Source organism: Gilliamella apicola, assembly GCF_003202915.1.
GTDB classification, from domain to species: domain Bacteria; phylum Pseudomonadota; class Gammaproteobacteria; order Enterobacterales; family Orbaceae; genus Gilliamella; species Gilliamella apicola_Q.
In genome coordinates, this window is sequence record NZ_QGLP01000005.1 from 665,281 (window position 1) to 690,824 (window position 25,544).

At 36.4% G+C, this 25,544-nt stretch carries 22 protein-coding genes; 6 read left to right on the plus strand and 16 right to left on the minus strand.

Translation table 11 applies throughout. The annotated features are described in order from the left end of the window. Nucleotides 1-7: 7 nt before the first annotated feature. The 9 genes from DKK79_RS09280 to DKK79_RS09320 all read right to left on the minus strand — a co-directional run bounded on the left by DKK79_RS09280 (nt 8) and on the right by DKK79_RS09320 (nt 8,166). Nucleotides 8-742, minus strand: a complete 735-nt coding sequence (locus DKK79_RS09280; protein ID WP_110423820.1) for a DUF484 family protein — start codon at nt 740-742, stop codon at nt 8-10. Nucleotides 743-803: 61 nt separating this feature from the next. Then, nucleotides 804-1,628, minus strand: a complete 825-nt coding sequence (gene dapF / locus DKK79_RS09285) for a diaminopimelate epimerase (protein ID WP_110423821.1) — start codon at nt 1,626-1,628, stop codon at nt 804-806. 113 nt (nt 1,629-1,741) lie between these two features. Next, on the minus strand, nt 1,742-2,995 hold the full coding sequence (lysA, locus tag DKK79_RS09290; protein ID WP_110423822.1) for a diaminopimelate decarboxylase: 1,254 nt from the start codon (nt 2,993-2,995) through the stop codon (nt 1,742-1,744). A 12-nt stretch (nt 2,996-3,007) separates the two neighbouring features. Next, entirely contained in the window at nt 3,008-3,148 is a 141-nt protein-coding gene (lptM, locus tag DKK79_RS09295; RefSeq protein WP_110423823.1) for an LPS translocon maturation chaperone LptM, read from the minus strand. A 437-nt stretch (nt 3,149-3,585) separates the two neighbouring features. After that, entirely contained in the window at nt 3,586-4,473 is an 888-nt protein-coding gene (locus tag DKK79_RS09300) for an L-ribulose-5-phosphate 3-epimerase (RefSeq protein WP_110423824.1), read from the minus strand. A gap of 69 nt (nt 4,474-4,542) precedes the next feature. Continuing rightward, nucleotides 4,543-5,187 (minus strand): 3-keto-L-gulonate-6-phosphate decarboxylase UlaD, encoded by a 645-nt coding sequence (locus tag DKK79_RS09305; protein WP_110423825.1) that lies wholly within the window; start codon nt 5,185-5,187, stop codon nt 4,543-4,545. 20 nt (nt 5,188-5,207) lie between these two features. After that, nucleotides 5,208-5,900, minus strand: a complete 693-nt coding sequence (gene araD / locus DKK79_RS09310; RefSeq protein WP_110424070.1) for an L-ribulose-5-phosphate 4-epimerase — start codon at nt 5,898-5,900, stop codon at nt 5,208-5,210. Nucleotides 5,901-5,903: 3 nt separating this feature from the next. Continuing rightward, entirely contained in the window at nt 5,904-6,377 is a 474-nt protein-coding gene (locus DKK79_RS09315) for a PTS sugar transporter subunit IIA (RefSeq protein WP_110423826.1), read from the minus strand. A 25-nt stretch (nt 6,378-6,402) separates the two neighbouring features. Then, the gene (locus DKK79_RS09320; RefSeq protein ID WP_110423827.1) at nt 6,403-8,166 is read right to left on the minus strand and encodes a PTS ascorbate-specific subunit IIBC; all 1,764 of its coding nucleotides are present in this window, start codon (nt 8,164-8,166) and stop codon (nt 6,403-6,405) included. 436 nt (nt 8,167-8,602) lie between these two features. Between DKK79_RS09320 and ulaR the strand changes: the two genes are divergently transcribed. Together ulaR and ulaG are read left to right on the plus strand one after the other, a co-directional pair. Then, nucleotides 8,603-9,364 carry an HTH-type transcriptional regulator UlaR gene (ulaR, locus tag DKK79_RS09325; protein WP_110423828.1) on the plus strand — a complete coding sequence of 254 codons (762 nt, stop codon included), beginning with the start codon at nt 8,603-8,605 and terminating at the stop codon, nt 9,362-9,364. 26 nt (nt 9,365-9,390) lie between these two features. Beyond that, a complete protein-coding gene (ulaG, locus tag DKK79_RS09330) occupies nt 9,391-10,458 on the plus strand; it encodes an L-ascorbate 6-phosphate lactonase (protein ID WP_110423829.1) in 1,068 nt (355 codons plus the stop codon). A 108-nt stretch (nt 10,459-10,566) separates the two neighbouring features. Here ulaG and recG read toward each other — a convergent pair whose 3' ends face one another. The 6 genes from recG to pmbA all read right to left on the minus strand — a co-directional run bounded on the left by recG (nt 10,567) and on the right by pmbA (nt 19,584). Beyond that, nucleotides 10,567-12,660 carry an ATP-dependent DNA helicase RecG gene (recG, locus tag DKK79_RS09335; RefSeq protein WP_110423830.1) on the minus strand — a complete coding sequence of 698 codons (2,094 nt, stop codon included), beginning with the start codon at nt 12,658-12,660 and terminating at the stop codon, nt 10,567-10,569. Nucleotides 12,661-12,665: 5 nt separating this feature from the next. Then, entirely contained in the window at nt 12,666-14,774 is a 2,109-nt protein-coding gene (spoT, locus tag DKK79_RS09340) for a bifunctional GTP diphosphokinase/guanosine-3',5'-bis pyrophosphate 3'-pyrophosphohydrolase (protein WP_110423831.1), read from the minus strand. 19 nt (nt 14,775-14,793) lie between these two features. Beyond that, nucleotides 14,794-15,084: a DNA-directed RNA polymerase subunit omega gene (gene rpoZ / locus DKK79_RS09345; protein WP_110423832.1), complete on the minus strand. Its 291-nt coding sequence runs from the start codon at nt 15,082-15,084 to the stop codon at nt 14,794-14,796. A gap of 146 nt (nt 15,085-15,230) precedes the next feature. Continuing rightward, the gene (locus DKK79_RS09350; RefSeq protein ID WP_110423833.1) at nt 15,231-16,418 is read right to left on the minus strand and encodes a CinA family nicotinamide mononucleotide deamidase-related protein; all 1,188 of its coding nucleotides are present in this window, start codon (nt 16,416-16,418) and stop codon (nt 15,231-15,233) included. A 70-nt stretch (nt 16,419-16,488) separates the two neighbouring features. Then, on the minus strand, nt 16,489-18,225 hold the full coding sequence (locus DKK79_RS09355; protein ID WP_220019161.1) for a SulP family inorganic anion transporter: 1,737 nt from the start codon (nt 18,223-18,225) through the stop codon (nt 16,489-16,491). Nucleotides 18,226-18,231: 6 nt separating this feature from the next. Next, nucleotides 18,232-19,584: a metalloprotease PmbA gene (pmbA, locus tag DKK79_RS09360; RefSeq protein ID WP_110423834.1), complete on the minus strand. Its 1,353-nt coding sequence runs from the start codon at nt 19,582-19,584 to the stop codon at nt 18,232-18,234. A 77-nt stretch (nt 19,585-19,661) separates the two neighbouring features. Here pmbA and yjgA point away from each other — a divergent pair, with 77 nt between their 5' ends. From yjgA to cspE, 3 genes are all read left to right on the plus strand, one after another. Beyond that, on the plus strand, nt 19,662-20,198 hold the full coding sequence (gene yjgA / locus DKK79_RS09365; RefSeq protein ID WP_110423835.1) for a ribosome biogenesis factor YjgA: 537 nt from the start codon (nt 19,662-19,664) through the stop codon (nt 20,196-20,198). Nucleotides 20,199-20,267: 69 nt separating this feature from the next. Then, nucleotides 20,268-20,798, plus strand: coding sequence for an inorganic diphosphatase (gene ppa / locus DKK79_RS09370; RefSeq protein ID WP_110423836.1), 531 nt, complete (start codon nt 20,268-20,270; stop codon nt 20,796-20,798). A 390-nt stretch (nt 20,799-21,188) separates the two neighbouring features. After that, on the plus strand, nt 21,189-21,398 hold the full coding sequence (gene cspE, locus DKK79_RS09375) for a transcription antiterminator/RNA stability regulator CspE (protein WP_025315032.1): 210 nt from the start codon (nt 21,189-21,191) through the stop codon (nt 21,396-21,398). 132 nt (nt 21,399-21,530) lie between these two features. Here the strand turns inward: cspE and gapA are convergent, their stop codons facing one another. Continuing rightward, nucleotides 21,531-22,529: a glyceraldehyde-3-phosphate dehydrogenase gene (gene gapA / locus DKK79_RS09380; protein WP_110423837.1), complete on the minus strand. Its 999-nt coding sequence runs from the start codon at nt 22,527-22,529 to the stop codon at nt 21,531-21,533. 437 nt (nt 22,530-22,966) lie between these two features. Here gapA and mutS point away from each other — a divergent pair, with 437 nt between their 5' ends. Beyond that, a complete protein-coding gene (mutS, locus tag DKK79_RS09385) occupies nt 22,967-25,525 on the plus strand; it encodes a DNA mismatch repair protein MutS (RefSeq protein WP_110423838.1) in 2,559 nt (852 codons plus the stop codon). Nucleotides 25,526-25,544 lie beyond the last annotated feature (19 nt).

A 25,544-nucleotide genomic window follows, 5' to 3' on the forward strand; every position in this document is an offset into this window, starting at 1 on the left:
TAATTCCTTACTTTTTTCGCATAATCCATTTTTCAATCAAAATAGGTAATATTTCACTTACCTTTTCTAATAACAAAGTACCTTGTCCAACCTGATAATGCATAGAATCAGAACTAGTAAAAACTAACACCCCGAGGTCGCCAAATTGGCCAAACAAGGATAAAGCAACCGACCCTACGTAGCCATGGTGTGGTAATAGAAGATCTAATTCACTGGTGTTTAACTGCCCTAAATAGAATTGACTATACTGTAAATGACGGACACGAATAAAATCAAATTGTGAAGAACTTAAAGCTAAATGATGATAGTTAGATGGTGCATTTATCAACCATTTATCATCGAAAAGATATAAGTAAGCACCATTGAGACCTAACTCTTTAGCCCAATTTTTTAAAGAAGCTATTAGCCCATCGATATCATTTGCTTTAATTAATTCATATTGTAATTTCATTAGCTGATTAAACAACAGTTCATTAGCACTAGCATGTTCCATCAGCATGGTTATTTCAGATTCTAACTGATTAATTTTATTCCGTTGTCTAGCCATATGCCATTCTGGTAATGAAATTATCCCACGGACAGGATGTGGTACACGCATACGTTCAATTTGCGCCGCATTGCGAATAAAGAAATCAGGATTATCAATGATATATTGACTCACCATTTCATCATTCAATTTGACGACAGCTTCTTGTCGAGGACTTAGCTTATTTTTGATTTTCTCTGCTTTTTTTTTGACCATAATTTATTTCTATTGTGCTCAATGAGGTTAGTTACAGTAAACCTCATTGCCTGATAAGTTATTAAATTGATATATAACCATCATATACGTGTGTAGCAGGTCCTGTCATATAAAGTGGTTGCTGATTGCCTTGCCATTCGATAACTAATTTGCCACCTGGCAAATTAACATTGACTCGCTGATTTAACAGTCCTTGATTTATTCCAACAGCAACTGCTGCACAGGCACCGGTACCACAAGCCTGTGTCTCACCAACACCGCGTTCAAATACTCGCAAATTAATATTACTTTTATCGATAATATGCATAAAACCAATATTGGCTTTTTCAGGGAAACGTTCATGTTGTTCTAATAAGGGACCTAATGTGGCAACTTGAGCTGTCGATATATCATCTACTTGCAAAACACAATGAGGATTACCCATTGAAGCCACACCGCACAAAACTGTCTGTTCTTGCGCCCGAATAATATAGGTTTTTTCTTCTTTAATGGCTTTGAAAGGAATTTTATTCGGCTCAAATATGGGACTTCCCATATTAACCCGCACGGTTTCATCATCATTAACGGTTAAAACAATATTACCCTTCATGGTACTCACCTTTAATACCCGTTTTTTCGTCAACCCTTTTAAACGAACAAAACGAGCAAAACAACGTGCACCATTGCCACATTGTCCAACTTCAGTACCATCAGCATTAAATATTCGATAATGAAAATCACTTTCTGGTGAATAAGGTGGTTCTACAATCAGTAGCTGATCGAATCCTATTCCAGTATATCGATCTGACATTCGTTTAATCATTTCACTAGAAAGATGAACATTTTGCGTTACTGCATCAATAACCATAAAATCATTACCTAATCCATGCATTTTAGAAAAGTTCATCTTTAATTACCTTTTAGTGTGAAACATTATTATTGATTATTGTTTAAAATTTGATTCAAAAAGCGCTTTATTTGCCTACGCATCAGCACATCGTTAGTGCCCTCTTAAGCAAATTATAGTACTAATTCACCACGCCATAAATCATCAAACGTTTCACGTTTTCGAATTAGCTTATGTTGATTGCCTCCCTCGAGCAAGATTTCGGCTGGGCGTGGATGGCTATTATAATTTGACGCCATACTAAAGCCATAAGCACCTGCACTACAAATTACTAACAGATCATCTTGTGCAACAGATAATTCGCGCTGATAGGCTAATACGTCACTTGATTCGCAAATAGGCCCAACAACATTATAGCATTCTTTTTTATCCGAACTTGTTGGTTCTTTAACCGGTAAAACTCGCATCCAAGCTTTATAGAGTGCGGGTCGAATTAAATCATTCATTCCGGCATCTACAATAGCAAAATGGTTACCATCTTGATGTTTGGTGTATTCAACTTTAGTAATTAATATACCTGCATTGGCGATAATTGACCTACCCGGTTCAAAAATAATTTCAAGATCAGTATAATTGGTTAATTTTGCTATTAATTCTGAAGTAAGTAATGATGCGGAAGGTGGTGTTTCGTTATCATAACAAACACCCAATCCGCCACCTAAATCAATATGTTCAAGATGAATATTTTCTGCTTTAAGCTTATCAACTAAAGCTAAAATTCTATCGGTAGCGTCAAGAAATGGTGATAGTTCTGTTAACTGAGAGCCAATATGACAATCAATTCCAGCTATTTTAATATGACTTAAACAAGCCGCTTTACGATAAACGTCTAAAGCTAATTGATAACTTATACCAAATTTATTTTCCCGCAGTCCAGTTGAAATATAGGGATGGGTTTTTGCATCCACATCAGGATTAATTCGTAATGAAATTGCAGCGATTTTACCCAATTGTTGAGCAATTTGGTTAATGCGATATAATTCTGATTCGGATTCAACGTTAAAACATTTAATGCCAACCTCAAGCGCTCTTTTGATTTCGACAATGGATTTTGCCACACCTGAAAAAACAATCTTTTTAGGATCACCACCGGCTTTTAATACTCTTTCTAACTCACCTTGCGAAACAATATCAAAACCTGCACCAAGTTTGGCTAATAAGTTGAGAACCGATAAATTACTGTTGGTCTTAACGGAATAACAAATTAGATGTTGCTTATCTTTAAGCGAATCTTGATAAGCACGAAATTGCTGAGTGATATGATTTGCAGAATAGACATATAACGGCGTGCCATATTGGTTAGCTAGTTCAGAAATAGCGACGTTATCAGCCAATAACTGGCCATTGTGATAGTGTAACAATTCCATTAAATGATTCCTTTAAGCGATTTTATTTATATCGTTAGATTCAATAGCAGCAGCTGACTCATCAGCCGGATAATATAACGGGCCTTTTAAACCACAGCCGACTAAAGCGAAAACAACTAAAAAAATAGCAACAAATTTCAGAAAGAATTTCATACAATATTCACGATTTAATCAAATTTATAATGTGATCTATATTACACGATAGCCATATTCGTGCAAAGAGCAATTCATTAAGTTTTCTACAGTAAATCCGAGAAAATTGCGACAAAAAATTTAACTATCAACTGGCATGATGCTTTATTTATCAACAAATTCTAGTTAGTGATGAATACCCAATATTATCTCTTTTTAAAAAAAAGGTTATCCGATAAATATCATCACACCTTGAACTGAAATAATTTAATAAGTTGATTATTTTTTCGACGATGATTACTTGGTTTAATAAAATTTTTGATAAAAAATATTGCGACATGTATACCGTGTCATCACTATCTGGTTAAGTCTGATAACCGCCACAGCCTAACCTAATCAATGCTCCAAGTTAAAATTTTATGGAGCATTGTTTTGAATTATCATTGCAAATGAGATATTCAAAATAAAGGAAAATCTGCCTGTTTAGCGATTGCTTGTAGGCGTTTTTTTGCGGTGATAATATTTTCTTGCCATTTATCATCTTTAGCCCACATCTCGATAACTAATGGTGCGGTATAATCCATCCTTCTTAGGGTTTTAAAGATGGAAAGAAAATCAACTTCACCTTCACCAATCGTTAAATCTCTGAATTGACCTTCATAATTGGCGTTAACTTTATAAGTATCTTTTAAATGTATTTGCACAATATGTTCACGACTTAACATAAGTTCAGTACAAACATCATAATTCCAACCGGATATATTACCCACATCGGGATAAGCCATAAAATAAGGTGAACTCACCTCTTTTTTGAGAATTTCAAACTTGGTAAGCGAATTTAGATAATTAGTATCCATAATTTCCACAGCTAGCATTATCCCTAATTTTTCTGCTTGTTTGGCAGACCATTGCATACCTGAAATAAAGCGTTGGTGAGTTTGTAAATTGGCTGGTTCATAATAAACATCATAGCCAGCCAATTGAATAACTCTAATACCTAATTTATAGGCAAAAATGAGCGCTTTATTCATAAGGATTTTTGCTTGTTGACGGATGGTTTCATCAGCAGAACCAAAAGGATATTTACGGTGAGCACTCAAACACATTGAATGTAATGGTAAACCTGATTGTTCACATAATCGTTTTAATTGATAAATTTCGTCATCTGACCAATCAAGTCTTGCCCGACGTTCATCTGATTCATCAATTGAGATCTCAATAAAATTAAATCCGAGTGACTTTGCTTGGTATAGTTTTTCTTGCCAAGTGAGATCATTAGGTAAGGCTTTTTCATAAATACCAATATGATTAGTCAGCTTGGTTGGATCGATTGCAAATTTCGACATAATTAAAACCTAATAACAGTTGTTTAATCACAGAAAAATGCAGTCGTATTACCGACTGCATCAGTTAAATTACCAATATTTAGCGATCTGCTCTCTTAATGCTTGCGCCGTTTTATTACCATTTTCATTTGCTAATGCGCGACCAGCAATGAAAGCTTTAGTTTTAATACCAGCAAACAAATGAATATCTTCTGGTACTATCCCACCGGTAATAGATAGCTCAAGACCTAAATCCGAAAGTTGACGCATTTTAACAAGATCTGCTTCCCCCCAACCTACGCCAGCTAGCTCGGCATCACGAGAACGATGATAAATAGCCTGTTTAATCCCCAATTTCCGCCATGCTTTAGCATCTTCAAGTGTCCAATGACCATATAATTCGATCTGAATTTCGCCATTAAATTCGTCAGCTACTTTTTTACATGCTTCAATGGTAGCTATATGCGCTGCAGCTGAAACCGTTAACCAGTTAGCCCCAGCTGAAAAAGCCATTTTAGCTAATATCGCTCCGCCATCAGTTGTTTTTAAATCACAGACTAATATATGATTAGGATATAGTTTTCTTAAATTTTTAACACTTTCTATTCCGGCACCAAAAGCGAGAATAGTGCCAACTTCGATAATATCAACAAATCCTGAAACATTTTTTGCTACCTCCAATGCTGAGGTTAATTCAGTTTGATCTAAAGCAATTTGTAGTTTTGGTGTTGTCATGTTGGTTTCCTTATCTAATTTTATTTTTGACCATAATAAGCATTAGCACCATGTTTGCGAAAATAGTGCTTATCGGATAATGTTTGTTGAATTTTGATGGTTTGATTAAGTTGTCGAGTTGAAATTGCCATCATTGCGACTTCTTCAAGTACCACGGCATTGTGTACCGCATTTAAGGCATTTTTACCCCAACAAAATGGCGCATGACCAGAAACAATAACGCCAGGCATCGCCATAGGATCAATACCACGATGTTTAAATTCCTCGATAATAACTAATCCGGTATTTTTTTCGTAATCTGTGGCGATTTCACTATCAGTTAATCTGCGGGTACAAGGTACATCACCATAAAAATAGTCAGCATGAGTGGTACCTAATGCAGGAATATCCAATTCTGCCTGTGCCCAAACCGTTGCATAGCGAGAATGGGTATGCACAATTCCGCCAATATTTGCAAAGGCCTTGTAGAGTTCAAGATGAGTTGCGGTATCACTAGAGGGATTAAGTTTGCCTTCGACAATTTCACCGGTTAATGAAACCACAACAATATCATCTATGGTCATATCACTGTACTCAACCCCAGATGGTTTAATGGCAATGACCCCCTTTGCACGATCAACTTCCGATACATTTCCCCATGTAAAGGTGACTAAATTATATTGTGGTAGCAATAAATTAGCCTGTAGTACGCGTTCTTTTAATGCTTGAAACATCATTTAGCCTCCATTTAGCGCGCGATCGATAACCGCATAAACATCTTCTTTGCTGTTACAGCGTCTCAATTTATCCAGATCAACACCTGTCTCACTATTTTCATCATCTAAAATTTGAGTCACTTCCATTAATCCTTCCATATGCTGATCAGAAGTACTGCCGGCGAGGGTAACTAGGACATCAACCGGATCTGCTTCCCCGTCAAAATAAACAGGTTTTTTCAAAGTTACTAATGCAAAAGCCGTACGGTTAACGCCATCTTCTGGTCGCGCATGTGGCATGGCTAGATTAGGTGCAATAATGATATAAGGCCCCATGGTTTTAACGCATTGAATGATGGCATCATAATAACGAGGCTCAATTGCTTTAGACGCAACTAGCATATCTGTTCCTAGCTTAACCGCGTCTTGCCAATTTGTAGCTTCTGCTTTAAGTAAAATAGAGTTATTTTCAATTAATGATTCTTTGAAAGCCATTGTAGGACTCCTTTAAATATTCTGCTTATTTACCATTCACTTTATTGATAAGCTCAATAAGTTCATCGCCGAAAGTTTGAGGATTTAACATGTTTTGTACACCTAATGCATGTTGTCCTTCGTTAACCTCAATTTCATGAATCAAATGTTTAGAAGCAACGATGATGTCGACATTAGGTAGTTTTGATTTGTAATCCGTGACTGCGCATGAATCCATGACATTTGCGATACCTTTTTTATCTAAATAATTGGCAATTTTCATCTTCATCATCATTGACGATCCCTGACCACTACCACAAACAGCAAGAATACGAATCGGTTGACCTTCACTAATTGCGACTTCCTCCATTTTTTCAACTACTGCTTCATTAACATCATCATGAATATCATTGGCCGGTTGTTGTTTTTGTAAGGCTTCTTCTGCTCGCAGTGATTTAGCTGCAAATAACATATAGACCAGAGATAACGCAATCAAGACATAGATAAACAGATGAGAGAAAGATAAACCTTGTAAAATCGGCGGGAATAAGATTGCCCAATCAGCCATTCCCATCCAAGAATCAATTGGCGTACCATTTTGGGCGAAAATATTAATTACCCAAGCTGAACCAAGAACCTCAACCATTCCCATAACGAAACAGAGTTTCATTACCGCTTTCCATCCACCATAATGATTAGCAAATACGCCAATGGTGGCATTAGAGAAAAACATAGGAATAAAACCAGGGATGATCATGATTGGCGATTTAAATACCAGTAATAGCGCTATTGCTAAAAATTGACCTAATGCCCCCCAAATAAAACCAAATACCATGGCATTAGGTGAAAAAGCATAAATAGCCGCACAATCGATAGCCAGCACTGCATTTGGTATTAATTTTTCAGAAATTCCTTTAAATGCTTCTGACAACTCCGCCACAAACATTCTTACACCACCAACAATAACTTGGATGGCTACGGCAAATTTAAGTCCGGTTTCGAAAATGTAGATAGTCCAATGGGTCGACCCCGCCATTGTTTGTAAATTATCTAGACCAAAAGAGATAAGTATAATACCGAAGAAGATTGTCATCACGATCGTTGTGGCGGCAATACTATCATGGAAAATATGTAACCATTTTGGTAATTTTAAATTATCTACTGAATCATTTTTATCACCCAATTTTGGCGCTAATTTCACCGCAATCCATGAGCCAAGCTGCTGTTGGTGACCAATTGAAAAACCCGCACCGCCAGTTACCGCTTCTGTCGGTTTAAACATCATATTTGAAAAGATTCCCCAATATAATGCCGTAATTATTGCTGAGTAGATAATGGTTTCCCACATGCTATAACCAAACAGGAAGTAGAAAAGTGCTATTAAACCAACCTGTTGAAACATAATATGACCGGTCAACATGATGGTTCTAATTCCGGTAAAACGCCTAAAGATAACCAGTAAAATATTAATCGCTAATGCAAGCAATACAGCATAACCAACCCATGAATATTGCTCACCCATCCCCTTTTCGACAGCTACCATTGAAGCGTAAGTATCGATAATCGATCCTGTTATACCATGATATTCGGAAAGTTTAGCAATAACGGGTTTGAATGTTGAAACTAAAACACCTGAACCAACTTGTAATAGCATGAATCCAACAATGGTTTTAATCGTTCCTTTTAAAATCGTGGTGATATCTTTTCTTAAAAGACAATAACCTAGCAAGGTAACTAAGCCTAGTAATAATGGTGCCTTCGTCATAACCTGACTATAAAAGATATAAAATATATTATAAATTACTTCCATATGTCCCTCTCATTGATTGTTGACAACTTTAGATAGCGTTAGCGCTATAGCATGGAGACATCAACCCCACTTAATGTCATTTGTATAATTACTCATCTCGCAAAAACGAATTGATGGAACTTTTGCTCATTTAGCGTTATTCAAATCAGAGAAATGAATAACTACTGCTATATTCCACAATCACAAATAATCACTCAATGATTGTTTATGATTATTTTGACGAGGATCACTTTTCTTATGTTATTATCCAAACAATTGTGACTTTCATCACATTTTGATAAAAAAACGCAAGTAAAACTTGAAAATATAACTATTATTATCAATAAATTGTAGTGACAAGTTAAGATTATTGATTTAAACGATTGACAAATAAATAAATGAAAATTAATATCATTTTCAATCATAAAAAATCATATTTACTTAATAAGAGGCAATAATGAACGAAATATCACGACATAATGAAATTGTAGCGATGGTTAATGATCGAGGAATGGTAAGAGTCACTGAACTAGTTTCCTATTTTTCAATATCACCAGCCACGGCTCGTCGAGATATTACCAAGCTCGATCAAGATGGAAGAGTAAAAAAAGTTCGCAATGGTATTATGCGGATTGAAGTTGCAAAACCCATTTGGGCGCCGATAGGCAATAACAATACCGATCATTATCATGAAAAAGCACGCATTGCGATTAGAGCAGCCAAATTATGTGGAAGTGATGAAAATATCGTGATTAATTGTGGTTCTACAGCATTTCTGTTAGGTCGTGAACTTTGTGGCAAGAATGTTTCAATCATCACCAACTATTTTCCATTAGCGTGTTACTTGATTGAACATGATCATGAAAACGTCATCATTATGGGAGGGTTATATAACAAAACACAAAATATTATTCTCAACCCAATCGCTAACATAACTGATTCTTATGCAGGTAAATGGATGTTTACCAGTGGTAAAACCTTAACGCCTAATGGACTGTATAAAAATGAAATATTAGGTGCGGTAGCAGAACAACAAATACTTGAGAAAATTGAGAAATTAGTCGTTGTTGTTGATAGTTCTAAGATAAATACCAAAGCAAATTCTGGCATGCTTTTTTGCCCGATTACTAAAATTGATATTTTAATAACTGGTAAACAAGCGAATAAGGAAATAATTGAAAGCATAAAGGAACAAGGCACAGAAGTGATTTTAGTTTAATAATTAAATTGTAAAAGGAACAAAGTATGAGTAAAGTAAACGAAATTACCAGAGAATCTTGGATATTAAATACCTTTCCTGAATGGGGAACGTGGCTTAATGAAGAAATAGAAACAACAGAGGTTAAACCTAATACGTTTACGATGTGGTGGCTTGCTTGTACCGGAATTTGGTTAAAATCAGCAGGTAATACAAATATCTCTGTCGATTTTTGGTGTGGTACAGGTAAAAAAACTCACGCAAATCCATTGATGAATAAACAACATCAAATGATGCGAATGGGTGGCGTGCGTGAATTACAACCAAATCTTAGAACTAGCCCATTTGTTCTTGATCCTTTTGCAATCAAAGAGATTGATGCGGTAATGGCAACCCATGATCATGCTGATCATATTGATGTCAATGTTGCGGCAGCAGTCATTCAAAACTGCTCACCAAAAGTCAAATTCATTGGTCCTAAAGCCTGTGTTGAATTATGGAAAAATTGGGGGGTTCCTGAAGATCGCTGTATCGTTGCCAAAGTAGGTGAAACTATTCAAGTTGGTGATATTACCATTCGCGTTTTAGACTCTTTTGATAGAACTTCATTAGTCACTTTACCGAAAGGTGTTTCTTCCACCGATAAATCAATATTAGATGGTATGGATGATCGTGCGGTTAACTATTTATTCGAAACCTCTGGCGGATCACTCTATCATTCTGGCGATTCTCACTACTCTAATTATTATGCCAAACATGGTAATGATCATAAAATCGATGTTGCTTTGTTATCTTATGGCGAGAACCCGCGCGGCGTAACCGATAAAATGACTTCATCAGATATTTTGCGTGCGGCAGAATCGTTAAATACCAAAGTAGTGATTCCATTCCACCACGATATATGGGCCAATTTCCAAAGTGATCCCCGAGAAATAGAAGTCCTTTGGCAAATGAAAAAGGATCGTCTGGAATATCAATTTACGCCATTCTTCTGGCAAGTTGGTGGCAAATATACTTATCCAACCGATAAAAACAAAATGCACTATCAACACTATCGTGGATTTAGAGATATCTTTACTGATGAACCTGAATTGCCATACCGTTCATTCTTGTAAAGTAAAAAGATAAAGCAAGCGGACTTTGAATAATCTCAAAGTCCGTTTTTTGTTTGTAGTGCAATCCGCTAATTGATTTTAAGCCAAACTAAGCAATTAGTCATACAGCTAGGCATTTATATATTTCTGTCTTTCTGGCAACCAGCATTCAATAAGTTGTTGCGCAGACTCTGGATAATCTTGTTGAATATAATATGAGGCTTGTTGGACGTCGCTAATTAAATGTTGATCACGAATTAAATCAACCACTTTAAAGTTGGCTACTCCCATTTGTCTGGTACCTAAAATTTCGCCACTTCCTCTGATTTCAAGGTCTTTTTGCGCAATAACAAAACCATCGCTACTCTCGCGCATCACTTTCATCCGCTGTTGAGCGATTTTACTCAGTGGCGCTTGATACATTAAGACACAATATGAAATGGCACTACCTCGACCAACTCGCCCTCGTAATTGATGTAATTGCGAAAGCCCTAATCGTTCAGCATTCTCAATAATCATTAAGCTTGCATTTGGCACATCAACCCCGACTTCAATAACGGTTGTTGCAACTAAAAGTTGTGTTTCACCTGATTTAAACGCTTTCATAACAGCTTGTTTTTCTTCCGATTTCATTTTGCCATGGACTAAAGCGATCTTTAAATGAGGCAATAATAGTCGCAATTCTTCAACCAACATTTCAGCAGCTTGCGCATCTAGCGTTTCAGACTCTTCAACTAACGTACAAACCCAATAAACCTGACGATTATTAAGACAAGCATTATTCACTTTTTCAATAATTTCATCTCGACGTGAATTAGGTATAACAATAGTTGTTACTGGGGTTCGTCCGGGGGGTAACTCATCAATGATTGATACATCTAAATCAGCATAAACCGTCATTGCTAAGGTTCTTGGAATTGGTGTTGCCGTCATAATCAATTGATGAGGATGAAATTCATCTTTAGCACCTTTTTCCCAAAGACTTAATCGTTGATTTACCCCAAACCGATGCTGTTCATCAATAATGACTAATCCTAAATGGCTAAACTTAACTTTATCAACAAACACTGCATGAGTACCGATTAACATTGAAATTTCACCCAATTCGATATCATTATAGCGTAGTTGTTTATTTTTAGCGGTTAAGCGACCAGTAAGTAACTCAACCTTTATCCCAAGTGGCTCAAACCATTGACAAAAATTATGAAAATGTTGCTCGGCTAATATTTCAGTTGGTGCCATTAAGACGACTTGTTGTTTATTTTCAATAGCATTTAAAGCTGCCAACGCGGCAACTAAGGTTTTACCCGACCCTACATCGCCTTGGACTAATCGCATCATTGGCACTGATTTTGCCATATCTTGATAGATATCCTGCACCACTCTTTTTTGCGCCTTGGTCGGTTCAAATGGTAATGCAGCAAGAAAAGGCTGAGTATAACGTTGAGTAACATGCATTGGGTAAGAATGTTGTCTTTGATTATCAAACTTAATCAGCAACATACTTAAATGATAAGCAAGTAACTCTTCTAAAACAAATCGCTTTATTGCCTGATGCTCTCCAGCAATTAACTGCTCGATATCGGTGGTTAATGAAGGATTATGAACAATGTCTAATGATTCACAGACAGGCAAATATCTGGAACTCAATGTAGCTGGTAAAATTTCATCGGGTGGATTGCGTTTTAATAATATTAGTGCCGATTGTATTGCTTTACGAATAACATTTTGAGTTAATCCATGGGTAGTAGAATAAATTGGCGTAAATCGCTCTTCATTGGCATCAGAAAAAGTGGAATTCGCTTCTTTTTTGGTTTGAATTTTAAATTGTGGATGAATAATTTCCGGATAATGACTACCTCTTTTTATCTCCCCGTAAGCACTCACCCATTTACCTGGCGCTAGGGAAGCCTTCATCCCCATATTGAAATGAAGAAACCGTAAAGTAGCGATACCAGAATCATCCTGAATATGACACAACAACATTTTACGTTTGGTAATGATAATTTCACTTTTAATGATACAACCTTGAATAGTGGTTGTTTCGCCAATTGCCACCTCACCAATAGCGGAAGATGTAGTACGGTCTTCATAACGAAGCGGAAAATGTAATAACAAGTCTTGAACAGATTTAATACCTAGCTGAGAGAATTTACTTTCTAAACTAGACCCAATTCCCGCTAATTTTGCAAGTGGTATGCGGTTTAGCAAACGATCAGCCATAATAACTAATTAATATTGCGTATCACACTCACTACATCTTGCTGGAGTGATAATTTTCGGATTAAATCATTAAGTTGTTGCGTATTTTTAACTTCAATCTGCAAAATAATGGTATATATTTGTCTATCTTTTTCTTCGGTATTCAACCATTGAATATGGGCTTTTTCATCATTAATTATAGAAAGAACATGCCCCAAAGAACCTTGATTATTGACAATATCTACCCAGATTTCCGCCACAAAAAACTGTTCAATATCGGGGGCCCATTTAAGCGAAATAAATTTTTCAGGATTGCTTTGATAACCAGTGATATTACGACAAGATTCATGGTGAACCGTCAAACCTTTTTCCGGACTAACATGACCGATAATCGGATCATTAGGGATAGGATGGCAACATCTTGAAAAGGTTACTAATACTCCTTCACTTCCGGTTATAACTAATGTTTTATTGGCCTCAGATTCGTTAGATAAAAGTGCTTTATGTTCAAGACCTTTGACAATAAAATAGCTCATAATATTGCCAAGCCCTATTTCGGCTAGAACATCATCAAATGAGCTCAACTGAGTCAATCCTACAATACGCTCTTTTTGATTATCAGTTAGCGAATCAATTCCGCTGGTTTTCATTAAAGCCAAATTAAGCAATTTACGCCCTAACAATATAGCATCTTCTCGTTTCAAGGTTTTTAATGCTTGACGAATACGTGATCTGGCTTTGGCACTCACCACAAAATTTAACCAACTTGCATTAGGACGACTTTCAGGGGAGGTAATAATTTCAACCGTTTGCCCATTACTTAACGGTTGAGAAAGCGGATAAGGTTTACGATCAACCATAGCACCAATACATTGGAAACCAATATCAGAATGGACGGCATATGCTAAATCAACTGCTGTTGACCCTTCGGGTAATTGGACGATTCGACCTTTTGGTGTAAAGACATATATCTCTTTGGGAAATAGATCTGACTTAACATTTTCAATAAATTCAAATGAATTACCCACACTCTGCTGAAGCTCTAATAAACTTTGCATCCAACGTTGAGCTTTGATTTGTGCCGTAGTGTTATTTAACTCATCATTCTCATTATAAATCCAATGCGCAGCAACCCCCATTTCTGCCATTTGATCCATATCTTCGGTTCTTATTTGCACTTCGACCGGTGTACCATGTGGACCAATTAATGACGAATGTAATGATTGGTAACCGTTGGCTTTGGGAATAGCAATATAATCTTTAAAGCGATTAAGTCTTGGTTTATACAGATTATGGACTAAACCAAGCGTACGATAACAAGCATCGACATCAGCAACGACAATGCGAAAAACATAAATATCCATAATTGAATGGAAATGTTGCTCACGCAGTTGCATCTTCTGATAAATCGCATAGATATTCTTTTCAAGCGCTTCTACTTGAGCATCAATTCCTGCATCTGCTAGACGGCCTCTTATCTCAGAAAGAATTTGTTGGATCAGTTCTTTTCTGGTTCCCTGAGCAATTTTAACCACTTTTTCAAGAACTTTAGCCCGATTCGGATGCATAGCGGTAAAAGCAAGAATTTCAAGCTCAGTTTTAATATGATGAATACCCAATCGATGAGCCAAAGGCGCATAAATTTCTAAGGTTTCTTTGGCAATCCGACGACGTTTATCCGGTCGCAATGCACCAAGAGTACGCATATTATGCGTTCTATCTGCTAACTTAATTAAAATTACACGCACATCTTCGGTCATGGCTAGAACCATTTTTCGAAAATTTTCAGCTTGGGCTTCTTGTCGATTTCTAAATTTTAACTTATCAAGTTTTGAGACACCTTCAACTAAAACAGCGACATGTTTACCAAATTTTTGGGTGATATCTTGAAAGGTGACTGGAGTATCTTCGATGGTGTCATGTAAAAGTGCCGCGATAACGGTTTCATAATCTAACCGCATTTCGGCTAAAATGGTTGCTACCGCAACCGGATGAGTAATATAAGGTTCACCACTGGAACGGAATTGTCCATCATGCGCTTGCTTGGCAAAGAAATAGGCATCTTGAATAAATTCAACTTGTTTCGCTGGAAGATAAGATGCAACAACCTCTTTTAAGCTTTCAAAATATTGCATGGACAATTCTCAGCAATGTTTATTCGTATGAAGGAGTGTTTTCTAAAAGTACCGTTTCATGAAGAGCATTACGCACTTCAGATTCTTCATCTTGACGAGCTTGGAATTCAGCTGTATCAAGGATTTGCTTATTTACAAGCCCATTCTCAATTTCGCGTAAAGCCACTACAGTTTCTTTATCGTGTTCTTCAGGAATTAGTGGTGTTTTGTTTTCAACTTGTAGTTGACGAGCGCGTCTTGCTGCAACTAAAACGAGATCAAAGCGATTACCAATTTTTTCTACTGCATCTTGGACAGTTACACGAGCCATTTTTACCTCTAATTTTTTAACTTAAATGCTTCAATTGAAAGATCAATTATTCTACTTAATTTTGTAGGGAATTGTCCATAGTTATATTACTAATTAGTGAAAAACCCAATTTAAATTATTCGAAAAGCAAAAAATATTTGATAAATCTATGTAATCAGTTCCAACCAAACATTTGGACCAATAATAGGCAAATTTAACAAATAACGACGCAAACCATCCAAGGCAATCGCTGTCAAAATTTGTTGTTGAATTTTACTATTTTGCGACCTTCCAATATATTTTAATTTAAATTGTAAAACGTGCTTTATGGTGGCAATAATTAAAGTGAACTCAGTATTTTTCTCCTGAAAATTCACTATGCCGAGTGCAATATCAGCTCTTTGATTTTGCAATATTTGTGAAAAGTAATCAATTGGTTCTTCCATTACAAAAGGGACTACTTCTGACTTTACAACAGGTGCATTAGCTTCGAGCAATTGGTAACTCACCATTCCCGCGGATTGCTGTTCAATAACGACAATAGATTGCTTACTTTGATTTAATAACTTTGATACCACTTGAGCTAGGCCCGACTCACCTTGATTAAACACGATCCCTTCATAAAGTAAATTATCTGCTACAATGGATTTTATCTTTAGCCAGATGTTATCCATTTCACTTTTTTTACTTTGTGGCCCAGTTAATTTCAACTCAATAATAGGCATAGCTGCACGATAACCAACAGTAATATAATGAGGAATCTCAACGGTTGTCTCGATCGCCTGCCCTAAATCACTTTCAGTTCGTCCCATAGTGGTTAATCGATAACAAAGTTTACTTTCGGTTATTGGATAATTAGCTTTAATTTCCGGTAGGATCGAATTTCTAACCATTTCTTTAAATTCAGAAGGCACACCTGGGGTAAAAAATAAAAGACAATGATTTAACTGCATTTTAAAACCGCAAGCAGTGCCGATAGGATTATCGATTAACATTGCACTCTGAGGTAACATAGCTTGTTTAATATTAGTTGCAGGCATCGCTCTACCTCGATTAAGGAAGTAGCGTTCAAGCGCCTTAAGCCATTCTTCGTGTAAAACCAGCGATTCATTATTCGCCTGCGCTGCGGCTTGGGCACTAAGATCATCTGTGGTTGGTCCTAATCCACCATTCACAATTAAAATATCATTGCATAAGCTACGCTCTTGCAAAGTATTGACCAAGGTCAATAAATCATCGCCTACCGTATGGCGCGATGTAATAGCGATCCCTTCTTCAAATAAAAAATCTGATAACCAAGCTGCATTAGTATCGACAATTTGACCATATAAAACTTCATCACCAGTACTAAGCATTTCAATTTTGATGCGCTATTTTATCTGATTCATAATTATCCTTAGCTAATTTAATATGATACTTAACAGTTTAATTATCAACATCTTCGTCGGTTCTGCTGTCCATATGCTCTTTACTTTGTACTAACCGCACCGCAAAATAAAGATCGTAAGCGAACTCAATATAATCACTATCTAATTTTAGATTCATCTGTTTAAACCAATTTTTCAAAGTTTTGCGTCGACCTGATAAAATTAGCACGACATTTCTAACTTTTAATGATTTAACCAACTCATCGATACCGGTTAATACACTGACATCTTTATAAGTAAAACAAGGTATCGCATCAACAATAACATAATTAATTGGCTCAGAAGATTCATCAATATAACCGATAATTCTACGTTTAAAATAGGCTATATTGAAATAAGTTAATGGTGAATTGAAACGATAAATAATCGTATTACTTAACGGATTGACATCAGCACCAATGGAATGAATTCGCCCGCTTTCATCAACACCTAATAACTGATCATTTGGTCTGAAAACACGTCGTAAAAACAAAAATAGACCTAATAACACCGCCAACGCCATACCTGGTATGATACCAATGACTAACACTGAAATTAGCGTTGTTAAGCTTAAATAAAATGCATCTCGATCAAATTTGAAAAATCGAATGATTGTCTGAAAATTAATAAGAGATAAAGAGGAATAAATTAAAATCACCCCTAACACACAAGTTGGAATATACTGTAGCGGTGACAAAAAGAACAATACTACAAAGCCAATCAAAACAGCGGCGATAATTGACACTAATTGAGTTTTACCACCATTAGCATCATTAACAGCAGTACGCGAAGAAGTTCCACTTACTACAAAACCTTGTGATAAACCAGCTACAATATTTGCCATACCTAACGCTTTAAATTCGACATCGGCGTTAGTTTCATAATTGTTTTTAGAGGCAAAACTACGTACCGTTATCATCATACTAACGAAGCAGATCACGGCTATATTAAGTGAAGGTACCACTAAATTTCGCATCAAACCTTTATCAAAATCTATCCATGACTCAGCAGGAATAAAATTACTAGTTACACTACCAATAATCCGAACATTGTAATGTTCAAAATTAAATAGCCAAGAGAGAAAAGTCATAATAATTACAGCAAAAAGTGGTGCGGGATAACGCGGTTTGAATTTTTTTAAAACCACTAAAATCACTAATGTAAAAAAAGACACCAAGGTAGTTAATAAGTGGATTTCCGATATTTTAAACGGTAAATACACGATACGTTCAATTAAATATGAGTAGTCATAGTTAAAGCCGAAAGTTTTAGCTAACTGATCAACCATAATGGTAATGGAAATCCCATTAAGCAGACCAATCAAAATTGGTTGACTTAATAAATCAGCCAACGCACCTAAATGAAGTTTACCAGCGATAAGACACCAAATACCGATCATAATAGTTAACAGTATCACTAATTGCCAACGTAAAATAGGATCATTAGCGGCCAAAGGAAACACCACTGCCGCCACCACTGCACAAGTTGCCGTGTCAGGGCCGACAATGAGTTGTTTTGAAGATCCAAAAAGTGCATAAACAATCAGCGGTAAAATCGTTGAATATAATCCAGCAATCGCACCGACACCAGTAAGCTCCGCATAGGCGATAGATACTGGCAAAGAGACTGCTGCTACTGATAATCCCGCTTTAATATCAAAACTAAGATATTCACGCTTATAGCGCAATAAACTCATTAACCCCGGCATCCAAAGAATCAATTTTTGGAATAATGTGCTATTGGTAAACTTTTCCATGTTTGCCTATTTCCCTGCTATACTCATATTTTCAATTAATATTGATCCAGTTTGAATACTACTTCTGGTCTCAATATCATTACCTATTGCTACAATATTTTGATACATATCTTTAAGATTACCCGCAACAGTAATTTCATTGATTGGATATTGGATTTTACCATTTTCTACCCAAAAACCTGTAGCACCACGCGAATAATCTCCGGTTACATTATTAACACCTTGTCCCATTAAAGAGGTAATGACAACACCTTTATCTAATTTTTTAAGCATTGCAGCAAAATCAGCATCAGATTGACTTGGTGAAACTAACCAATTATGAATACCACCTGCGTGTCCAGTTGATTTCAAACCCAATTTTCTTGCTGAATAATTACTTAACAAATAAGTTTGTAAGATACCTTGATCAATAATATTACGCTTAAATGTTTGGGTACCTTCACTATCAAATGGTGACGAACCTATCCCTGTTAAAATATGGGGATCTTCTAAAATTGTCAGCCAAGCGGGAAAAATCGCTTTACCGACACTATCTAATAAAAAAGAGGATTTTCTATAGATAGCACCACCACTGATTGCACCAACTAAGTGCCGCATCAACCCCACAGCAACATCAGCACAAAAAAGAACAGGAACTTGCATTGTCGAAATTTGCCTCGCACCTAAATGGGCAAGCGCCTTTTCTGCAGCATGCTTACCAACCCAAGCAGATGATTTTAGCTGGTTAGCATCGCGGGATGACGTATATTCATGATTACGCTCCATTTGTCCGTTTTGCTGAGCTATAACTGAGCAAGAAAGTGAATGCGAACTTGCGCAATAGCCTTGTAACATCCCTAAACTGTTTCCATAAACATAAACACCATAACGGCTACTATAATAACCACTATCACAGCTTATAAAAGAAGAGTGAGCTAGCGCACTATGTTCAGCTTGTTTTGCTTGCTCAATAGCATTATCAACATTCAAATCACTTGGATAAAATAGATCTAAATCCGGAGCCTCGAAAGCCATTAAATCAGGGTTGCCCAAACCAGAATAGGGATCCGCTGAGGTATACTGCATAATATTAATAGCCATATCCACCGTTTGACTAATTGCCTGAGGTGATAAATCACTGGTTGAAGCACTACCTTTCCGCTGATTTTGATAAACAGTAATGCCTAATGCACCATCACTATTAAATTCAACATTCTCTGTCTCCCCTTCTCGAGTACTGACACTAATACCGGTCGATTGATTAATCGACACTTCAACAGCATCAACTCGGGCTTGTGCCTGTTTTATCGCATCGGCGACAATCTCTGACAAATGCTGCTTTTGGCTCATTGCGTCTTTTTTAATTTGTTCTATACTCATTCTATTATTTTCTACAATTCTGCTAGTGATACGTTATAATATGCCAGAATTCAATTTTAGTTAACAAAAGAAATAGCATGAATAGCAATCAAGAGCCAAATTTAGAACCTGACTTCAATATAAAACCTGATGATGAAGACATTATTTACGTTAGTAAAAGTGAAATCAAACGAGATGCTGAAGTACTTAAAAAGTTAGGCGTCGAACTTGTCAACTTAAGTAAAAATGAAATTGCCAAAATTCCCCTTGATGAAGATTTACTTTATGCGGTTGAATTAGCGCAAAAAATAAAAAAAGAGGGTTATCGAAGACAGATCCAATACATTGGCAAATTACTTAGAAGTCGTGATATCGAACCGATTACATTAGCTTTAGATAAACTTAAAAATCGCCATAATCAGCAAGTCGCTCAATTTCATCGATTAGAAAGATTACGCGATGAACTTATCGATACTGGTGATGCAGAATCAATCATGGAGCTATTTCCTTCCGCAGATAGACAGCAATTGCGTACATTAGCGCGTTTAGCAAAAAAAGAACTCACTGCAAACAAACCGCCAAAAACTGCTAGACAAATTTTTCAATATTTAAAAGATTTGAGCGAAACAGAGTAAATTTTTATAATGTTTGCATTATATTTATCATTAAACACTATTAACAAATAAAAGATAGAGGATACAAAAATGGGACTATTAAACGTACCAGCAGGTAAAGAATTACCAGACGACATCTATGTTGTGATCGAAATCCCAGCAAATGCTGATCCAATTAAATATGAAGTAGATAAAGATACTGGTGCAGTATTTGTCGATCGTTTCATGGCAACTGCGATGTTTTATCCATGTAACTATGGTTACATTAATCACACTTTATCACTCGATGGTGATCCTGTTGACGTATTAGTTCCAACACCTTACCCATTACAACCGGGCTCAGTTATTCGTTGTCGTCCAGTTGGCGTATTAAAAATGACGGACGAAGCAGGTTCTGATGCAAAATTAGTCGCGGTTCCACATACTAAACTGTCAAAAGAATATGATCACATTAAAGATGTTGATGACTTACCTGAATTATTAAAATCTCAGATCAAACATTTCTTTGAACAGTATAAAGCACTTGAAAAAGGCAAATGGGTAAAAGTTGAAGGATGGGATAATGCTGAAGCCGCACGCAAAGAAATTATCGAATCTTTTGAACGTGCAAAACAAAAATAACATTTCTTAACAAAAAAGTAATCGTTTTATCGAGTCATAAAAAAATAATTTTATGGCTCGTGTTTTTCCACTTATTTTGACTTTCGAAATATCTTCAAGTAGTTATAATATAAGCAATTTGCTATAGATCAAAAAACGATCAATTACCAAAAAATCATAAAAAAAACTTTATCATAAGATGAAAAAATTGTAATGAAGCTCTTGCTTTCGATTTTAAATTATGAGGTAATAGTAATGGGCTAACAACATGAAGCGTTTTTATGGAAACGATTAACTTTTTAATTTAGTGTTTAACAAGTTAAATTAGTTATTGAGTTGATGTAATAATGCTTAGTAAAGCCTAAACAGCCGATAAGGCAAATTATTAATTATTGTTAGGATGTCTAGTAAATGAATAAAAAAACAGGCCAAGTAAAATGGTTCAACGAAAGTAAAGGTTTCGGTTTTATTACCCCTGCCGATGGAAGCAAAGATGTATTTGTTCACTTCTCTGCTATCTCAGGCGACGGATTTAAAACCTTAGCTGAAGGACAACAAGTCGAATTTGCTATCCAAGATAGCCCTCGTGGACCAGCAGCGGCTGAAGTTGTTGTTATCTAATTAAATTTAATTAAATAATATAAGCAAAACGCCTATTTCTCGAAATAGGCGTTTTTTTATGCTTAAAAATAAAGATTCAAGCAGAAATAAAAAAAGCGACAACAAGGTCGCTTTTTTTATTACAATTGATTCTTATTTTTTAGAAACAACTGCGATTAAGTCTAATACTTTATTTGAATAACCAACTTCGTTATCGTACCAAGATACTAATTTAACAAAGTTATCGCTTAATTGGATACCTGCTTTAGCATCAAATACAGAAGTACAAACTTCACCTAAGAAATCTGTAGACACAACGTCATCTTCAGTATAACCAAGAACGCCTTTCATTGGGCCTTCTGCAGCAGCTTTGATTGCTTTACAAATGTCTTCATATTTAGCTGGTTTTGCTAAACGAGCTGTTAAGTCAACAACAGAAACGTCTGGAGTTGGAACACGGAAAGCCATACCAGTTAATTTACCATTTAATTCAGGAATAACTTTACCTACCGCTTTAGCCGCACCAGTTGATGAAGGGATGATGTTTTGAGCTGCACCACGACCACCACGCCAATCTTTGTGAGATGGACCATCAACAGTTTTTTGAGTTGCTGTAGTTGCGTGAACAGTAGTCATTAACGCTTCAACGATACCGAAGTTATCATTAACTACTTTAGCTAAAGGCGCTAAACAGTTAGTAGTACAAGATGCGTTAGAAACGATATCTTGACCAGCATAGTCTTTATCATTAACACCCATAACAAACATAGGAGTACTATCTTTAGATGGACCAGTTAATACAACTTTTTTAGCACCAGCTTGGATATGCTTACGAGCAGTTTCATCAGTTAAGAATAAACCAGTTGCTTCAGCTACAACATCAACACCTACTTCATTCCATTTTAAGTTTGCAGGATCTCTTTCAGCAGTAACGCGGATTGTTTTACCATTAACGATTAATTTACCGTCTTTAACTTCAACAGTACCGTCAAAACGGCCATGAGTTGAATCATATTTAAGCATATAAGCCATATAATCAACGTCTAATAAATCATTGATCGCAACGATTTCAATGTCAGAACGTTTTTGTGCAGCACGGAAAACAATACGACCAATACGGCCAAAACCATTAATACCTACTTTGATTGTCATAACAATTACCTTCTTTTTTGTTGTATATGATAAAAATAACTTGCAGTAAACTACCAAATTTTGGGGGTTTATTCAAGATCATTACACGTAATTAGGCACGAATTAATGAAATAGTTTTAGGTAAACAAATAAACCAAATAAAATAATAATTATAATCAATATATTAAATTATAAAATAATTTAACGCTGCAAGAAAAAAATAACTTCTGCATTAAGTAAAAATAATTGGGTATAATAATGGGCTATTAGCTCAATACCTTGTCAATAAAGTAGCTAAGAACGAATCGATCCAAAAAAGAATATATATTATTATTCTATACAAACTTTAACTGTTGGTATTTAAAACAGTTGTAAACGGTTATAAATACAGATAACCACTTACATATGAAATTTAACGATTAAAATCTAAATATTTTTTAAACTAAAGAAACAACGCTATGACAGAAAACCAAGATTTGACTGACCACACACCAATGATGCGACAGTATCTCAAGTTAAAAGCTGAAAACCCAGATATTTTATTGTTTTATCGTATGGGTGATTTTTATGAGATGTTTTATGAAGATGCCAAGCGTGCTTCACAACTTTTAGATATTTCGCTTACTAAACGTGGTTCATCAAATGGTCAGCCGATCCCGATGGCTGGGGTACCTTATCATGCAGTAGAAAGTTATTTAGCCAAACTTATTTCACTTGGTGAATCAGTGGCAATTTGTGAACAAATAGGTGATCCCGCAACTAGCAAGGGGCCAGTAGAACGTAAAATTGTCCGTATTATCACTCCCGGCACGGTAAGTGATGAATTATTATTAGAAGATCGTAAAGACAACTTACTTGCCTGCTTATGGCAACAAAAACAGCACTTTGGCTATGCTACTTTAGACATGAGTTCAGGACGTTTTTTTGTATTTGAATGTGATAATTCGGAAGCAATGCAAGCTGAATTACAACGAACCAACCCAGTTGAGTTACTCTATCCTGAAGATTTTCAATCAATGTGTTTAATCGAAAATCGCCACGGATTAAGACGACGTCCAATTTGGGATTTTGATCTGGAAACGGCCAAACAGCAACTTAATTTACAATTTGGCACCAATGACTTAGTCGGATATGGGGTGGAAGATTGTCATTATGCCTTATGTGCAGCTGGCTGCTTATTGCAATATGTCAAAGATACCCAACGCACAGCCATGCCACACATTCGTTCAATAATTAAAGAATCTTCAGTTGATTTTGTGGTATTAGATGCGTCCACTCGTAGAAACTTAGAGATTACCGAAAACCTATCAGGTGGTACTGAACATACCGTTGCCGACATTTTAGATAAAACCCAAACGGCAATGGGCAGTCGAATGCTTAAACGTTGGCTACACTCGCCAATTCGTAATTTGGCCATTTTAGAAAATCGTCAACAAGCAATTAAAGAATTACAAAATGATGTCACCGAACTACAACCGCTATTAAAGCAAATTGGTGATCTTGAAAGAATTTTAGCAAGATTAGCGCTACGAAGTGCTCGGCCACGCGATTTTGCTCGGTTACGTGATGCCTATAACCTATTACCACAACTCCAACAACAGTTAACGCTATTTAACGCACCATCACTCATCGCACTACGCGCCAAAATCAACCAATTTGATCAAATTGCCGATCTCTTAAATCGGGCAATTGTCGAAGCCCCACCGGTTATCATTCGAGATGGAGGTGTCATTGCTAGCGGTTATAATCAAGAGCTGGACGAACTGCGTGATTTAGCAGATGGTGCAACCAATTATTTAGAACAGCTCGAAATTCGCGAGCGCGAAACCTTAGGAATTGATACTCTAAAAGTAGGCTTTAATGCAGTACATGGTTACTACATCCAAATTAGCCGAGGTCAAAGCCACCTCGCACCAATACACTACACGCGTAGACAAACACTGAAAAATGTCGAACGTTATATCATTCCTGAACTTAAAGAGTATGAAGACAAAGTTTTAACTTCAAAAGGTCGTGCATTAGCGCTTGAAAAGCAGCTTTATGAACAACTGTTTGATCTACTTATGCCTGAATTAGCTGATATGCAAACCAGTGCCGATGCGATTGCCGAACTTGATGTTCTAACTAATCTTGCTGAACGAGCTTTCACGCTCAACTATCATTGTCCAACATTAACTAATCAAACAGGTATTGAAATCAAAGATGGTCGACATGTTGTGATCGAACAAGTATTACAAAAACCATTTATCGCCAACTCGCTGTCTCTCTCATCAGATAGACGAATGTTGATTATCACCGGCCCAAATATGGGCGGGAAAAGTACTTACATGCGTCAAGCGGCGTTAATCATCTTATTGGCTTACATAGGTAGTTTTGTTCCGGCCTCTAAAGCGACAATTGGTCCTGTTGATCGTATCTTCACTCGAATTGGGGCATCTGATGACTTAGCTTCAGGCCGTTCTACATTTATGGTTGAAATGACTGAAACCGCTAACATTATGCATAACGCTACGCCAAATAGTTTAGTATTAATGGATGAAATTGGCCGTGGCACCTCAACCTATGATGGACTTTCATTAGCATGGGCATGTGCTGAAAATTTAGCTAACCAAATCAAAGCGATGACTCTATTTGCTACCCACTATTTTGAGTTAACGCAATTGCCTGAACAGATGCAAGGTGTCTATAATATCCATTTTGACGCCATTGAACACGGCAACAGTGTCGCCTTCATTCATGAAGTCTCCGAAGGTGCCGCCAGCAAAAGTTTTGGTATTGCTGTTGCAGGGCTGGCCGGTGTACCGAAAACGATCTTAAAACGCGCCAAACAAAAGCTAAAAGAGCTAGAAGTCATCTCCAAACAATCAGCTAACAGTCATGTTGAAAGCTCACAGCTCAACTTAATCAGCGATAATGAACCATCAGAAGTCGAACTCGCCCTACAGCAGATCGATCCTGATGCACTAACACCAAAACAGGCGTTAGAAGCCATCTATCAATTAAAAAAATTACTTTAAATAAAATAAAAAAACGCCA